At 67.8% G+C, this 14,687-nt stretch carries 17 protein-coding genes, 1 other RNA gene and 1 pseudogene; 14 read left to right on the top strand and 5 right to left on the bottom strand.

Annotated features, from left to right (window positions below; translation table 11 throughout):
- The 5 genes and pseudogenes from WCJ52_RS06610 to WCJ52_RS06590 all read left to right on the top strand — a co-directional run.
- Positions 1-274, top strand: a pseudogene (locus tag WCJ52_RS06610) (hypothetical protein); the annotation flags it as partial.
- Between the two features lie 3 nt (positions 275-277).
- Positions 278-604 carry a cell division protein ZapA gene (gene zapA / locus WCJ52_RS06605; protein WP_336902514.1) on the top strand — a complete coding sequence of 109 codons (327 nt, stop codon included), beginning with the start codon at positions 278-280 and terminating at the stop codon, positions 602-604.
- A gap of 54 nt (positions 605-658) precedes the next feature.
- Positions 659-819, top strand: a non-coding RNA gene (ssrS, locus tag WCJ52_RS06600) — 6S RNA.
- Positions 820-840: 21 nt separating this feature from the next.
- Positions 841-1,425, top strand: a complete 585-nt coding sequence (locus tag WCJ52_RS06595; protein WP_336902513.1) for a 5-formyltetrahydrofolate cyclo-ligase — start codon at positions 841-843, stop codon at positions 1,423-1,425.
- A 9-nt stretch (positions 1,426-1,434) separates the two neighbouring features.
- Entirely contained in the window at positions 1,435-2,271 is an 837-nt protein-coding gene (locus WCJ52_RS06590) for a TIGR00282 family metallophosphoesterase (RefSeq protein WP_336902512.1), read from the top strand.
- Here the strand turns inward: WCJ52_RS06590 and WCJ52_RS06585 are convergent.
- On the bottom strand, positions 2,252-2,935 hold the full coding sequence (locus tag WCJ52_RS06585) for a hypothetical protein (protein WP_336902511.1): 684 nt from the start codon (positions 2,933-2,935) through the stop codon (positions 2,252-2,254). The two genes, WCJ52_RS06590 and WCJ52_RS06585, sit on opposite strands and share 20 nt — an antisense overlap.
- Before the next feature lie 155 nt (positions 2,936-3,090).
- Here WCJ52_RS06585 and WCJ52_RS06580 point away from each other — a divergent pair, with 155 nt between their 5' ends.
- Entirely contained in the window at positions 3,091-3,459 is a 369-nt protein-coding gene (locus tag WCJ52_RS06580; protein WP_336902510.1) for a phage holin family protein, read from the top strand.
- 68 nt (positions 3,460-3,527) lie between these two features.
- Here the strand turns inward: WCJ52_RS06580 and groL are convergent, their stop codons facing one another.
- Positions 3,528-5,177, bottom strand: a complete 1,650-nt coding sequence (groL, locus tag WCJ52_RS06575) for a chaperonin GroEL (protein WP_336902509.1) — start codon at positions 5,175-5,177, stop codon at positions 3,528-3,530.
- A gap of 52 nt (positions 5,178-5,229) precedes the next feature.
- Positions 5,230-5,517, bottom strand: coding sequence for a co-chaperone GroES (locus WCJ52_RS06570; RefSeq protein WP_336902508.1), 288 nt, complete (start codon positions 5,515-5,517; stop codon positions 5,230-5,232).
- A 225-nt stretch (positions 5,518-5,742) separates the two neighbouring features.
- Here WCJ52_RS06570 and WCJ52_RS06565 point away from each other — a divergent pair, with 225 nt between their 5' ends.
- Positions 5,743-6,165 carry a hypothetical protein gene (locus WCJ52_RS06565; RefSeq protein ID WP_336902507.1) on the top strand — a complete coding sequence of 141 codons (423 nt, stop codon included), beginning with the start codon at positions 5,743-5,745 and terminating at the stop codon, positions 6,163-6,165.
- A gap of 199 nt (positions 6,166-6,364) precedes the next feature.
- Entirely contained in the window at positions 6,365-6,967 is a 603-nt protein-coding gene (locus tag WCJ52_RS06560; protein WP_336902506.1) for a GNAT family protein, read from the top strand.
- 30 nt (positions 6,968-6,997) lie between these two features.
- Here WCJ52_RS06560 and WCJ52_RS06555 read toward each other — a convergent pair whose 3' ends face one another.
- The gene (locus tag WCJ52_RS06555) at positions 6,998-7,876 is read right to left on the bottom strand and encodes an SDR family NAD(P)-dependent oxidoreductase (RefSeq protein WP_336902505.1); all 879 of its coding nucleotides are present in this window, start codon (positions 7,874-7,876) and stop codon (positions 6,998-7,000) included.
- Between the two features lie 173 nt (positions 7,877-8,049).
- Here WCJ52_RS06555 and WCJ52_RS06550 point away from each other — a divergent pair, with 173 nt between their 5' ends.
- The 4 genes from WCJ52_RS06550 to WCJ52_RS06535 all read left to right on the top strand — a co-directional run bounded on the left by WCJ52_RS06550 (position 8,050) and on the right by WCJ52_RS06535 (position 12,191).
- Positions 8,050-9,513: an MFS transporter gene (locus WCJ52_RS06550; protein ID WP_336902504.1), complete on the top strand. Its 1,464-nt coding sequence runs from the start codon at positions 8,050-8,052 to the stop codon at positions 9,511-9,513.
- A gap of 193 nt (positions 9,514-9,706) precedes the next feature.
- The gene (locus WCJ52_RS06545; protein WP_336902503.1) at positions 9,707-9,877 is read left to right on the top strand and encodes a Flp family type IVb pilin; all 171 of its coding nucleotides are present in this window, start codon (positions 9,707-9,709) and stop codon (positions 9,875-9,877) included.
- 80 nt (positions 9,878-9,957) lie between these two features.
- Entirely contained in the window at positions 9,958-11,334 is a 1,377-nt protein-coding gene (locus tag WCJ52_RS06540) for a leucyl aminopeptidase family protein (RefSeq protein WP_336902502.1), read from the top strand.
- A complete protein-coding gene (locus tag WCJ52_RS06535) occupies positions 11,331-12,191 on the top strand; it encodes an NlpC/P60 family protein (protein ID WP_336902501.1) in 861 nt (286 codons plus the stop codon). The genes WCJ52_RS06540 and WCJ52_RS06535 overlap by 4 nt, the downstream gene beginning before the upstream one ends.
- Positions 12,192-12,197: 6 nt before the next feature.
- Here the strand turns inward: WCJ52_RS06535 and WCJ52_RS06530 are convergent, their stop codons facing one another.
- Entirely contained in the window at positions 12,198-12,890 is a 693-nt protein-coding gene (locus WCJ52_RS06530; RefSeq protein WP_336902500.1) for a cytochrome c family protein, read from the bottom strand.
- A 135-nt stretch (positions 12,891-13,025) separates the two neighbouring features.
- Here WCJ52_RS06530 and WCJ52_RS06525 point away from each other — a divergent pair, with 135 nt between their 5' ends.
- Together WCJ52_RS06525 and WCJ52_RS06520 are read left to right on the top strand one after the other, a co-directional pair.
- A complete protein-coding gene (locus WCJ52_RS06525; protein WP_336902499.1) occupies positions 13,026-13,772 on the top strand; it encodes a 3-deoxy-manno-octulosonate cytidylyltransferase in 747 nt (248 codons plus the stop codon).
- A complete protein-coding gene (locus WCJ52_RS06520) occupies positions 13,769-14,614 on the top strand; it encodes a prephenate dehydratase (RefSeq protein ID WP_336902498.1) in 846 nt (281 codons plus the stop codon). The genes WCJ52_RS06525 and WCJ52_RS06520 overlap by 4 nt, the downstream gene beginning before the upstream one ends.
- Positions 14,615-14,687 lie beyond the last annotated feature (73 nt).

Genomic DNA, 14,687 nt, shown 5'->3' with positions numbered 1-14,687 from the left:
GGAGTCCCCCATGGCCCAGGACGAATCTCCTCTCGAACAGGCGGCGCGCCGCCTGGACCGCGCCCTCGCCCTGCTTGAGCAGGCGTTGGCGGGGCGGTCCTCCGCAGGCGCTGGCGAGCTCTTTGATCCCGCCCGGAGCGGTTTGGCGGCAGAGCTCGAGCGCAGCCGCGAGCGCGAAGGCGCCCTGGTGGCGGCTGGGGCCGACGCGTCCCGGGCCCTCGGGAAGGCGATCGCCGAGATCGAGGCCCTGCTCGACACCGGGCGGGGAGGCTGAACCATGGCCCAAGTAACCCTCAGCGTGAACGGCCGGCCCTATGTGGTCGGCTGCGAGGACGGCCAGGAAGCCCACCTGACCGAGTTGGCGAAGCTGTTCGACACCCAGGTGCGGCAGGTATCCCAGGATGTCGGCCAGCTGGCCGAGACCCGGCTCTTCCTGATGGCCGCCCTGCTGCTGGCCGACGAACTGTCGGATTTGCGCGGACGTGTCTCCGGCCTGGAGGCTGACCACGCCCGGCTTCAGGCCGAGGCCGGCTCGGCGGAAGGCCGGGCCAGTGCGGCCCTGGAGGCTGCTGCGCGAAGAATCGAGAGGCTGGCAGGCGCCTGATCGGCCAGGCACCTTGCCGCAGGCCCCCCCGTGGCCTAAGTTGATAGATGGCGGGTCTTGCTGCGGCTCGCGTCGAAGGCGAATTATCCCAGCGACCTTAATTCACTCAAAGGGAGCTGTCCCTGGCCGGGTCCGTGGACCCGGGCACACGGTGCCCACCTGGTTATCCAGGTCGAGGGGATTAAACAGTCCTTCACGGTTCTCGCGGCGCCGCCACCTTATCTCCCGGACCTCCCTTGCCGACCCGTCCCGCCGAACGGAACACACGCCAGGACCTGCGCACACAGCTCAGGGGTTTGAGGCGTGAACTGTCGGCCGCACGGCCGGATGCCGGTGAAGAGGCTGCCCTTCACCTTCAGGACGCAGACCTACCCCCGATTCGCGTCTTCGCGGCCTACCTCGCGGCCGGCGGCGAGATCGATTGCGGCCCCCTGGCCCGGCACCTGATGGTCCTGGGGGCAGACAGGCTTCTGCCGCACGTCTCGAGTGAAGGTCGGATGCGGTTCCTGTCCGCGCCGCCTGGAGGCCAGCTCGAACCCGACGCCTCAGGCCTGCCGGCCCCGCCGCAGGACGCTGAAGAAAAGAGACCTGATCTGGTGATCGCCCCCCTCCTGGCCTTCGACCGCTTCGGCGGACGGCTGGGCCAGGGCGGCGGACACTACGACAGGGTCCTTGCTGAACTGCGCCGGACTGGCCCGGTCTTCGTCCTCGGCCTGGCCTTTGCCGGCCAGGAGGTGGACAGGCTTGACCTTGAGCCCCACGATCAGCCTCTTGACGCCGTCCTCACCGAGGCCGGATATCGCCGCCTACCACAGGCCTGAAGGAACAGAATGCGCTTCGCCTTTTTCGGAGACGTGGTCGGGAAATCCGGCCGGGACGGTCTCGCCGACCACCTGCCAGGCCTGCGCCGGCGCCTTGACCTGGAGTTCGTCATCATCAACGCAGAGAACGCGGCGGCGGGCTTCGGCATTACCGAGCGGACCGCCCGGGACCTGTTCGACGCCGGTGCCGACTGCCTGACCCTGGGCAACCACGCCTGGGACCAGAAGGAAGCCCTGACCTACATCGTCCGCGAGCCTCGGCTGATCCGGCCCCTGAATTATTCTGTCCTGGCCGACGCTCCAGGCCTGGGCGCCAACCTCTTCGAGACCCGCCGAGGCCAACGGATTCTGGTGATCAACCTCCTGGGCCGCATCCACATGGACAGCCTGGACGATCCCTTTGCCGCGGTGGACCGGGAACTGGAGAAGTCGCCCCTGGGCATGGTGGCCGATGCCATCGTAGTCGACATGCACGCCGAGGTTACCTCGGAGAAGATGGCCATGGGTCACTTCTGCGATGGACGGGCCAGCCTGGTGGTCGGGACTCATACCCACGTCCCCACCGCCGACGCCCAGATCCTGCCGGGGGGCACTGCATACCAGACCGATGCCGGCGCCTGCGCCGACTATGACAGCGTCATCGGCAACATGAAGGAAGAACCGATCCGGCGATTCACCACCCGGATTTCCGGTGGTCGCTTTCGCCCGGCGGAGGGGCCTGCGACGGTCTGCGGCGTCTTCGTGGAAACCGACGACGCCACGGGCCTCGCCCGCCGCATCGCGCCCATCCGGATCGGCGGGCGCCTGGCCGAGACGGTCCCCGACCTCAGTCCGGCCGCCGCCTGAAGAAGCGTCCGAAGCTGTTCGGCGGCACCTGGCGGGCGGTCATCCTGGACTGCAGGGGCGGAAACGCGAGTTGGCCAGTCGTTTCCGGATCGAGGATCGCGAACCTGCGGGCGGCCGCCTTGGCCTGTTCGGCGGCGGTGATCTTGCCGTCATAGTTCAGGTCAGCGCCTCGGACGGGCTGGGGTTCGTCCAGCAGGCTGAAGGTCGAGGCGCCCTCCAGACCGCGGGCCCGGGGCGCCGGGGCACCCGCCCCGTCGTCGTCCTCTCGGCCCGGCCGAAAGGCCGCGGACTGGGGTAGGATCTCCGGCGCGACCTCATTTTCGTATGTCGTATTCTCGAAACCGTCGACCCGGCCGTCCTTGTCGGTATCGAGCACGGTCAGGAAGCGCAGGCCGTCAGCGGTGAACTCCTTGAGGGTCAGGACGCCGTCATGGTCGCCATCCGCACCGGCGAACCAGTCCGCAAGTCCGTGGGAAGACCGAAAGGGCTCGCCGAAAGGACTGACGAACAGGCCCGACGCCGAGCCGGGTGCCTTGGCCTGTGGCCCCTGGGCGGCCAATGGCGCGGCAGAAACCAGCCCTGCCGAGGCGAGGGCCAGTCCCAGCCCGAGGCCCAGGCCAAGCCCGTCGAGGACCCCCGGACAGCGTGATGGGAAACGACTCATGATGCGGACTCCCGGTTCGGTGGAAAGACAGAACGGTCTGGAGGCGGCGTCAATATGGCACCGACCCTAAGGAGCCATCCGGGGGTTGCGTTTGCAGGTCGGGTCGCGGAATCCTTGCCCATGGCGTCGCTGAACGGAACGCCCGGAGAACCGATATGCTGCACTTCCTGCTTCGCGCGGTCTTCGCCGCTTTTGGACTGGCCATCGCTTCCCGGCTTGTTCCCGGCGTCACCTACGATGCGCCTATGACTCTCTTCCTGGCCGCATTGCTGCTCGGGGTGGTCAACGCCCTGCTGAGGCCCCTGCTGGTCATCCTGACCCTGCCCATCACCGTCCTGACCTTCGGATTGTTCCTGCTGGTGATCAATGCGGCCATGATCCTGCTGGTCTCGAAAATCCTTCCCGGCTTCCAGGTCGCTGGCTTCATCCCGGGATTGCTGGTGGCGATCATCACCGGGCTCACCAGCTGGGCCGGCACAATGCTGTTGGGCGACCTGAAGCGCCTGAACGGTCGGGCCAGCTGACAGCCGGACACGAAAAAGGGGGCGGAGCCTGAAGCCCCGCCCCCTGGTCTTTCGGGAAACGACCTGGATCAGAAGTCCATGTCGCCCATGCCGCCCATACCGCCGGGCATGCCCTGGCCACCGCCGCCGCCGCCCTTCTTGGGGGCCTCGACGATCGCGGCTTCCGTGGTGATCATCAGGCCGGCCACCGAGGCGGCGTCCTGAAGGGCGATGCGGACCACCTTGGCCGGGTCGATGACGCCGGCCTTCACCATGTCCACATACTCTTCGGTCTGGGCGTTGAAGCCGAAGGTGGGCGAGGTGTTCTCGAGCACCTTGCCGACCACGATCGAGCCTTCGACGCCGGCGTTCTCGGCAATCTGCCGGATCGGGGCCTGGAGGGCACGGCGCACGATGGCGACGCCGGCTTCCTGGTCGTCGTTGTCGCCCTTCAGGCCTTCGAGGGCCTTGGAGGCCTTCAGCAGGGCCACACCGCCGCCGGGGACGATGCCTTCTTCCACGGCCGCGCGGGTCGCGTTGAGGGCGTCATCGACGCGGTCCTTCTTTTCCTTGACCTCGACCTCGGTCGAGCCGCCGACGCGGATCACGGCGACGCCGCCAGCCAGCTTGGCCAGCCGCTCCTGCAGCTTTTCCTTGTCATAGTCCGAGGTGGTGTCCTCGATCTGGCGCTTGATCTGGCCAATGCGGGCCTCGATACCCTCCTTGGCGCCGGAGCCGTCGACGATGGTGGTGTCGTCCTTGGTGATCGTGATCTTCTTGGCGCGGCCCAGCATTTCGAGGGTCACGTTCTCAAGCTTGATGCCCAGGTCCTCGGAGATCAGCTCACCACCGGTCAGGATGGCAATGTCCTCGAGCATGGCCTTGCGGCGGTCGCCGAAGCCAGGCGCCTTGACCGCCGCGACCCGCAGGCCGCCGCGCAGCTTGTTGACCACCAGGGTGGCCAGGGCCTCGCCCTCGACGTCCTCGGCGATGATCACCAGGGGACGCCCGGACTGCACGACGGCCTCGAGGACCGGCAGCAGGGGCTGGAGAGAGGTCAGCTTCTTCTCGAAGAGCAGGATCAGAGGCTCTTCGAGTTCGGCCTCCATCTTGTCGGCGTTGGTGATGAAGTAAGGCGACAGATAGCCACGGTCGAACTGCATGCCCTCGACGACGTCGAGTTCGGTCTCGGCGGTCTTGGCTTCCTCGACCGTGATGACGCCTTCATTGCCGACCTTGTCCATGGCCCGGGCGATCATCTCGCCGACCTCGGTGTCGCCGTTGGCGGAGATGGTGCCGACCTGGGCGATCTCGGCGTTGGTGGTGACCTTGCGCGAGGACTCCCGGATGGATTCCACGACCTTGGCCACGGCCTTGTCGACGCCACGCTTCAGGTCCATCGGGTTCATGCCCGCGGCGACAGACTTCATGCCCTCGACCACGATGGCCTGGGCCAGGACGGTGGCGGTGGTGGTGCCATCGCCAGCCTTGTCGTTGGTCTTGGAGGCGACTTCTCGGATCATCTGGGCGCCGAGGTTCTCGAAGCGGTCAGACAGTTCGATTTCCTTGGCGACGGACACGCCGTCCTTGGTCGAGCGCGGGGCGCCGAAGGACTTCTCGATGACCACGTTCCGGCCCTTGGGGCCGAGGGTCACCTTTACGGCATTGGCGAGGGTATTGACGCCGCGCAGCATCTTGTCGCGGGCGTCAGTACCAAAATAGACGTCTTTAGCGGCCATTGGCTTACTCTTTTCGAATGAGATTGGTGGGTCTGGAAGGTGGTCGGGGGCTCTACTCGATCACGCCCAGGACGTCGCTTTCCTTCATGATCAGGAGGTCAGCGCCGTCGATCTTGACTTCGGTGCCGGACCATTTGCCGAACAGGATGCGGTCGCCCGTCTTCAGGTCGAGGGGCTGGATCTTGCCAGATTCGTCGCGGGCACCGGGACCGGCGGAGATCACTTCGCCTTCCTGCGGCTTTTCCTTGGCGGTATCGGGGATGATGATCCCGCCCTTGGTCTTTTGTTCTTCTTCGACGCGCTTCACGAGGACGCGGTCACCGAGGGGACGAAACGCCATGTTCTGGTCTCTCCATTTAGGACGAGGGTTATTGAAATCTACAGACGCGGCACCGCCTTTGGCAGCCGCCGCTCACGAGTGCTAACGCGTCGGGGAGTTAGGCGCCCGGTCCGGCGGAGTCAAGCGGTGCGCCGATCAATTCGCCGCTGTCGGTTCCGGTTGCGCGCCCGCCACCCTCGCCGCTAAGGTCCCCCCGAGCATTTACGCCTGAACAAGGAAACGCCCATGCGCCGCGCCTATGCGATCGCCGCCCTGTCGGTTCTCGCCCTCGCCCTTCCCGCCGCCGCCGAGACCTGGACGGCCTACACTGCGCCGAACGACAAGGGACTGCAGTGGTCCCTTGACTCCGATTACAGCTACCGGGATGCCGGGACGGGACGGGTGGTCGTCATGACCGCCGTCGGCAAGGTCGGCGCCAGCCCCCGGATGGGACCCTCGGGACCCGGGGCCGCGGACGGAGTGGGTTTCGTCTACGCCCTCGACTGCAAGTCGAAGAACTTCGTGCCCATGGGCGGCTACTCGCCGAAGAAGCCGCTGGAGATCAGCGGCACCTGGCGCCGCGCGGTGCCGAAGACGTCCGACGCGGCGGACGATGCAGCCCTGATGCGCCAAGCCTGCACCAACTCCGCGGCCCTGCCCACGAAGTAGGCCGAGCGCCAACAGAAGAGGGGGGGCGGCTCTCGGGGCCACCCCTTTTCGTTGGAGGCAAAGCACATCGAGGCATGCGGATCTGCGCCCGCTCGGCGCAGGTCTTCATCTGCGGGTCGCCGCACCTGGCCAGCTCCGGGCGGACTTGGCTGGCGTAACCCTGGCTGGAAATTCCGTTCCCGGCGCGCCAGGATGGGGGATGATCACGGACTTCCCCCACCGCCCCCTGGCCAACGCCTTCGTGACCCTGGATCCACTTTCGGAGGTCCACCGCGAGCCCCTCCGCGCCGCCTGTGCCGCGGATCCCGACGTCTGGCGCGAGCTTTATTCCCTGTCCCTGGTGGGCGAGCACTTCGACCGGTTCTGGACGGAAAAGCGCATCGCCGATCGCGACTCCGGCGCGGCACACCATTTCGCTGTGCTTCAGGAAGGCCGCTGCGTCGGCATCACCGCCTTCCTGAAAATCGACCGGGCCAACGCAAGCCTTGAGATCGGCCTGACCTACTACGCCCCCGAGGCCAGGGGCGGACCGGTCAATCCCTCAGCCAAGCACCTTCTGATGGGGGAAGCCTTCGACGCCGGCTTCTCCCGGGTCCAGTTCCATGTCGACGAGATCAACGCCCGCTCTCGCGCGGCAGTGCTCAAGCTGGGCGCCACCTTCGAGGGGGTCCAGAGGTGGGAACGAATCGTCTGGACCGGCCGCCAGCGCAGCACGGCGGTCTACTCGGTCATCGCTCCCGAATGGCCCGGCGTCCGCAAGGCGCTGGACCAAAGGCTCGCCGCCTTCGGGCCAGACGCCTGAGCCCTCCGGCCTGAAGGCAGCGGCGGCGCTTCAGCTCACCGGTGCCGTGCGGGTCTGGCTTTCGGCGAAGAAGACCTGACCGGCGTGCTCGGCCACCTCCTGGGCGGTGTAGGGCCGGCCCGGCTGGAAACCCTCGGTCTCCAGCATCTTGATCTCGCGGACGCCGCGGGAGGAGACGCCCAGCACCTTGCCAGTGTGGTCGGCGGCCAGGTCCGAGACCATGTAGAGCACGCCCGGCGCCACGTTCTCTGGCAGGCTCAGAGGATCCGGGTCGCGGCCGGCCCGTCCAGGCAGGTCGGAGGTCATGCGCGTGAAGGCGCCGGGCGCCAGGCCCATGACCCGGATGCCGTACTTGCGGCCCTCGATGGCCAGCACCCGCATAAAGCCGTAGATGCCGGCCTTGGCCGCTCCGTAGTTCGACTGGCCGAAATTGCCGTAGAGACCCGAGGTGGAGCTGGTCATGACGATGACCCCCTGCCGGCCATTGTCCTTCAGCCACTTCCAGACCGGCATGGTGCAGCAGTAGGTGCCCTTCAGGTGCACCTTGACCACCAAGTCCCAGTCCGCCTCCGACGTGTTGGCGAAGGACTTGTCGCGCAGGATGCCCGCGTTGCAGACCAGGATGTCGACCTGGCCGAAGGCGTCGAGGGCCGATTTCAGGATGTTCTCGCCCCCCGCCATGGTGGACACGTCGTCGGCGTTCGCAACGGCCCGTCCCCCCTCGGCGAGGATGTCGTTGACCACCTGCTGGGCAGCACTGACGGATCCGTCGCCCGAGCCGTCCCGGGCGCCGCCCAGGTCATTGACGACCACCGCCGCGCCCTCGCGGGCAAACAGCCGCGCATAGGCCTCGCCGAGTCCGCCGCCCGCACCCGTGATGATCGCCACCTTGCCGTCGAGAAGTCCCATATGCGTTTCCTCGTTGTCTTGTCTGTGGGGGCATCTTCCAACCGGTCCGCCGGCGAGTCGAGTCCAAGTGGCCAACGGACGGCCGAGACCCTTTCCGACTCCACAAGCCGGTCCGTTGGAGTAGGGTCGGAGCGGAGCCGGCGCGTCAGACGCCGGATTGAGGGGGAAGCGGCGTGTCTGAGACCATTCCTACGGGCGAGGCCCACGGTCCGGGGGCTATTGCCGATCCCCCCATGGCGTCCGAGCTGGCTGGCGACGGTCGGATGAACCGGGGCGCCGTGTCCTGGTCCGTCTTCGAGGGCGCGCGAAACCCCTACATCATCCTCGTCACCATCTACATTTTTGCGCCCTATGTGGCCTCCGTCATGGTTGGCGACCCGGTCCGGGGCCAGGCGGTCATCTCCCAGTGGAGCCAGTATTCCGGCTGGATCGTCATGGCCACGGCGCCCTTCCTCGGGGCCTCCATCGACCAGCTCGGGCCCCGCAAGGGCTGGCTGGCCCTGGTGGTGGCAGCCATGGTCCCGATGATGATCGCCCTCTGGTGGGCCAAGCCCGACGGCAGCGGACTGTCCGTCACCCTGACCATGCTGCTCATCACCCTGATCGGCCTGGGCTTCGCCTTCTCCGAGGTGCTGCACAACTCTTTGCTGATCCGGGCGGCGGGCATGAAGGCCGCCCACAAGGCCTCTGGACTGGCCCTCGCCCTCGGCAATGGCTTCTCGGTGCTGGCCCTCGGCTTCACGGCCTGGGCCTTCGCGCTTCCGGGAAAGGTCAATTGGGCCTGGGTGCCCAAGACCCCGCTGTTCGGCCTGGACACCGCCGCCCATGAGCATGAGCGGATCGTGGCCGTGATGGCGGCGGGCATATTCGCCATCGGCGCCATCCCCCTGTTTCTCTTCACACCAGACGCCCCATCCACCGGGGTGCCGGTCCTCAAGGCCTTCCGTAACGGTGCCCGCCAGCTTTGGGAAATGCTGTCGACGGTAGGGCGCTACCGCGATGCGGCCATCTACCTGCTCAGCCGGATGGCCTTCGTCGATGGCATGAACGCCGTCCTGATCTATGCCGGCATCTACGCTGTGGGGGTGATGAAGTGGCAAGCCCTTGAAATGCTAGGCTACGGTATCCTCCTGTCCATCCTCGCGGTCCTGGGCGGCTTCGTCGGTCGCTGGATGGATGCGGCCCTGGGGCCCAAGAACTCGCTGCGGATCGCCATCCTGATGTCGATCCTGGGTATTGTGTGCATGCTGGGCATGTCGCCGACCCGTATCCTCTACCTCTGGTCGTTTGATCCCTCGGCCCAACCGCCGGTCTGGGACGGGCCGGTCTTCCGGACCCTGCCCGAGTTAGTATTCCTGCTGATCGGCTTCGTGAATGCGGTCTTCATCACCGCCCAGTACGCGTCCGCCCGCACCCTGCTGACCCGCCTGACGCCACCGGAGAAGACCGGCGCCTTCTTCGGAGTCTATGCCCTGTCCGGGGTGGCGACCGGATGGCTGGGCCCCATGATGGTCAATCTCGGTACAAACCTGACCCACACCCAGCAGGGCGGCTTCGCCACGGTGACGGTTCTCCTGGCTGTTGGCCTGGTCGGCCTCAGTTTTGTCCGGGGCGGCGGCAAGTCGATGGAGTCCTGAGGCGCATCGGTCGCCTCATCTATTGTTAACCATGATTGTTCATGAAGTTTAACTAACGGCCCCTTGCGAAGTGTCCACTCAGTTTACTTGTCGTTAACTTCATTACGACAAGAATGCAGTGAGTGCGCGGGGAAGCCGAAAGGCTCAGCCGGGGCGTGGGGACTCCCGCCCTCCCGTGACACGGGAGAACAGAATGTCCAGGTTACTCGCAAGGGTCCTCCGTGAGGAGGCCTCCGCGCCGGTGGTTGAGTATGGGGTCGTCGCGGCCCTCATCGCCGCCGTGCTTCTCACCGCCGCCAGCCTTGGCGTCGGCCACCAGCCCCTGCCCAGCGCCGCCCCGGACCTTCGCGCGGCACCACGCTGAAGCCACCCGTTGCGGCGTCACGCACTTTGGCCCAAATGACCTGAGGCGTCCCATCGGACGCCGGTCCTGGGAAGTGCGCCATGTCAGAGTCCCCCTCCGTCGCGGAAGGCCCCTCGGTTCCCGTGATCGCCCTCTGCGAGGGCGAGTCCGAAGCCTGGCGGGCGACGGCCCCGCCTCTCGAACGCGGACTCGCTGGCCCGGACTTTAAGGGGCGAACCGGCCAGGTGGTGATCGTTCCAGGACCCGATGGCGCCCCCGCCCGGGTCCTGCTGGGCCTGGGCCTTGCGCCCGGGGACCCCGCCGCCTTCCGGACCCTGGCAGGCCGGCTTCCAGCCGGGCGTTTCCGGCTTGAGGGCACGCCCGGCGGCCTCGCGCCCCTGGACGCCGCCATTGCCTTCGCCCTCGGCCTCTACCGCTTCGAGCGCTACCGCAGGCGTGAAACCGCCCCTCCGACCTTGGAGATCCAAGGCGCCGACCCGGCCGCGGTCGCCGGGATCGCAGACGCCTGCGCCCTCGCCAGGGACCTGATCAACACCCCCGCAAACGACCTCGGGCCCGCTGAACTCGAGGCCGCCGCCCGCGATCTGGCCGGGCGCTTCGGGGCGGACATCTCTGTGATCTGCGGCGACGACCTGCTGGCGGGGGGGTATCCCGCGGTCCATGCGGTCGGCCGGGCGGCGGCGGCGGGTCGCGAGCCCCGGATGATCGAGATCACCTGGGGTGAGGCCGGTCGCCCCCTTGTCGTCCTCGTGGGCAAGGGCGTGGTCTTCGACACCGGCGGCCTGGACCTGAAGCCATCCGCAAGCATGCGCCTGATGAAGAAGGACATGGGCGGCGCAGCCCACGCCCTGGCCCTGGGCGCCATGATCCTGCAGGCGGACCTGCCCATTCGCCTGTCCATCCTCGTTCCGGCGGTTGAGAACGCCGTGAGCGGCGGGGCCATGCGTCCCGGGGATGTCCTGTCGACCCGCAAGGGGCTGACCGTCGAGGTGGGCAATACCGACGCCGAGGGCCGGCTTATCCTCGCCGACGCCCTGACCCGCGCCGGGGAACTCGCACCCGACCTCACCCTGGACCTGGCCACCCTGACCGGTGCCGCCCGGGTTGCCCTGGGCCCGCAGTTGCCACCCTTCTTCACCGACGACGAGGACCTGGCGGCGGCCATCGAGGCGGGTGCCCGCCGAGCCTTCGATCCGGTCTGGCGGCTCCCACTGTGGAAGGGCTACGCTGCGTCGCTAGAGTCCGACATCGCCGACCTGAAGAACGATCCCGACGCCTGGGCCCAGGCAGGTGCCATGACGGCGGCCCTCTTCCTGCAGAAGTTCGCCCCGCACGGCCCCTGGGCGCACTTCGACATCTATGCCTGGAACCCCAGGGGCCAACCCGGCTCACCCGCCGGCGGGGAGACCCACGCCATCCGCGCCCTCTTCGCCATGCTGCAGGACCGCTACGGGTGAGGACCGACCCGCGCCTGACCCCGGCGAGGGCCGACCTGGCCGCCGCCAGCCTCGAGGGCCTGGTGCCCGCTGGCCGCTATGTGCGCCCGAAGCGGATGCAGGTCGCGGTCCCGGCGACCGCCGTCCGTAGCGGCCCCCAGGCCGGGGCCGAGCAGTGGGACCAGCTGCTCCTGGGTGAGCGGTTTGATGTCCTGGAGACCCGCGACGCCTTCGCCTGGGGACAGGCGGTCCGGGACGGCTATGTCGGCCATGTCGCCCTCGACGCCCTGGCGCCGGAGGGACCTGCGCCCACCCACTGGGTCCGGGTCGGCCTGACCTATGGATTCCGGGGCCCCAGCATCAAGTCGGAGCCTGTCGGGCCCATCTCCCTGAACAGCCTGGTCGCCGTTTCTAGCCAGAAGGGGAAGCTCGCCCTCTGCGACGCCGGCTTCTGGCTGCCAGAGACCCACCTCGCGCCGATCGGTACCTTCGAGGCCGATCCCGTGGCCGTGGCCGAGTCGCACCTGGGCGCGGCCTACCTGTGGGGCGGGCGTGAGGGCTGCGGCCTGGACTGCTCGGGACTGGTCCAGCAGGCCCTCCTGGCCTGCGGGCGGGCCTGTCCCCGGGATTCCGACCTCCAGCAGGGCCTGGGGGCCGCGGCTTCCCCAGACGCGCTACGCCGGGGGGACCTGGTCTTCTGGAAGGGCCACGTGGCCATGATGGTGGACGCCGCGCGAATGGTGCACGCCAATGCCCATCACATGGCTGTGGCCATCGAGCCCCTCGCGGAGGCGATCCAGCGGATTTCGGAGGCGGGCGGCGGTGAACCCACGGCCTTCAGGCGGCCCCTCGAAAGGCAGCGCCCGTTCGCGTCCTGAAGGGCCTCAGGCGGCGGGCTTGGCCGCAGGCACCTCGACGGGCGCGGCAGGCACAGCGGCGGCAGCCGGAGCACCCACGACCGGGGCACCGACAACCGGAGCGCCAGCGGCCGGAGCGGCTGCAGCCGGCGCGGCAGCGGGTGCCGCAGCAGCCGGATTCGGGGCGGGCATGGGCAGGGTAGAGCCCTGGGCGCGAAGGTAAGCGATGACGTTGATCCGGTCCTCGGACTTCTTCAGGCCGACGAAGGACATCTTGGTACCCGAAATGTACTTCTGGGGTCCCTTGAGGAACTCGTACAGGTGGGTGTCGTCCCAGACGGCCTGCTTGCCGCCGAACTCGGTCATTCCCGCTGAATAGGCGAAGCCGGCGTGGGAACCGGGCTTGCGGCCGACAATGCCCCAGAGGTTGGGGCCGGTGCCGTTGACGCCGCCATTGGCGACGTTGTGGCAGGCCTGACACTTGGCGAAGACAGCCTCACCGGCCTTGAGGTCGGCGACGGGAATGACAGTTCCGAAATCGGGGATTACATCGACGGCCGCTGCGCCTTCGCCCCCTTCGGTGGCAACCTCGATGAGGTACCCGGGCTTGGCCGGCGCCTCGGAGCTGAACAGCCCCGTAGTGACTTCCCGAAGCCCGACGATGGCAAGGGCCGTCGCAAGCCCGGCACCTGCGATCTTATTGAAAGAAAGGTTGCTCATCGTCCCGAAACCCAAAACCTGAAAGGCCCGAAATAAGGCCCGTCCTGCGGCGGATTCCCGCCCCTTGTTGCGTTCGCGTCTCTTACACGCTACCGGCGCTGGCGCAACCGGACAGTTGGCCCGGAGCCTAGGTTCATGACACCCATTCTTCTCATCCCCGCGCGACTGGCCGCGACGCGGCTCCCCGGCAAGCCGCTCGCCGATATCGGCGGCCTTCCCATGATTGTCCGCGTGGTCCGCCAGGCCGAGGCGTCAGGCGTCGGGCCGGTGGCCGTGGCGGCGGGCGACCCCGAAATCGTTGCGGCCGTCGAGGCTGCCGGGGGCCGGGCCGTCCTCACAGATCCCGACCTTCCGTCCGGCTCTGACAGGATCCTGGCCGCCCTCCGGATGCTGGATCCCAAAGGCCATCATGACGTGGTCATCAACCTGCAGGGCGACATCCCCTTCATCGCCCCCGAAGCGATCCGGGCCTGCGCGGGCCTGCTGTCCGCGCGTCCAGAGGCCGACATCTCGACCGTCATGGTCGCCGAATCGGATCCCGGGGACCGGGTGAACCCGGACATGCCCAAGGTGGTCGCCGCCATGGCGCCGGATGGCCGTTCCGCCCGTGCCCTCTACTTCACCCGCTCAGTCCTCTACGGCGAGGGCCCGGTCTGGATCCACCACGGCATCTATGGCTTTCGGCGCCAGGCCCTGGAGCGCTTTACGGCCGCGCCCCCTTCGCCCCTCGAGCGGCGCGAGCGGCTGGAGCAGCTGCGCGCCCTGGAGCTGGGGATGACCATCTGGTCCGCCGTACTGGACGAAGCGCCCATCTCGGTGGACAACCCCGCCGACCTCGAGCGCGCCCGCGCATACGCCCGCCGAATGGGAGACCCGGCATGAACCCCAACCGGATCGCCTTCCAGGGAGAGCTTGGGGCCAACAGCCACGAAGCCTGCCAGGCCGCCTTCCCCGACATGGAGCCCGCGCCCTGCGCGACCTTCGAGGAGGCTTTCGAGGCCGTGCGGTCCGGTGATTGCCGGCTGGGCATGATCCCGGTGGAGAATTCCATCGCGGGTCGGGTTGCGGACGTCCATCACCTGCTGCCGTCCTCGGGCCTGCGGATCATCGGCGAGCACTTCAAACCTATCCATTTCCAGCTGATGGCCAATCCGGGCGTCCGGCTCGAAGACCTGAAGACCGTGGTCTCCATGCCCATCGCCTTCGCCCAGTGCCGGGAGGTGATCGCAAACCTTGGCCTGTCCCGGGATCCGGTCAGCGACACCGCCCTGGCAGCCCGGCAGCTCTCGGAGCATCCGGACCCGACCCGGGCCGCCATCGCCCCGGCCCTGGCGGCGCGGCTCTACGGCCTCGAGATCCTGCAGGCGGACATTGAGGATACCCACGACAACACCACGCGCTTCCTGGTCATGACCGCCGACCATGACGCCCCGGCGCCGGCGCCCGACGTCCGCTGCGTGACCAGCTTCTTCTTCCGGGTCCGGAACCTGCCGGCGGCCCTCTACAAGGCCCTCGGCGGCTTCGCCACCAACGGCGTCAACATGACCAAGTTGGAAAGCTACATGGAGAACGCCGCCTTCACGGCGACCTTCTTCTATTCCGAGATCGACGGGCGTCCTGAAGATCCCGCCGTCGCCCGGGCCTTCGAGGAGCTGCAGTTCTTCTCGGAGCGGTTCGAAATCCTCGGCGTCTACCCCGCCGATCCCTACCGCGACCACATCTGATTCGGTCAGTCCGCCTCGGCCCAGGCGCGGAGAAGCTGGTGGGCGATGGCCATGGCGGGTGGGGCGAAGCTAC

The sequence above is a fragment of the Phenylobacterium sp. genome (genome assembly GCF_037138395.1).
Classification (GTDB): Bacteria; Pseudomonadota; Alphaproteobacteria; order Caulobacterales; family Caulobacteraceae; genus Phenylobacterium.
The sequence above is the reverse complement of the archived record's forward strand: the minus strand, read 5'-3'. Positions and strand labels throughout refer to the sequence as shown.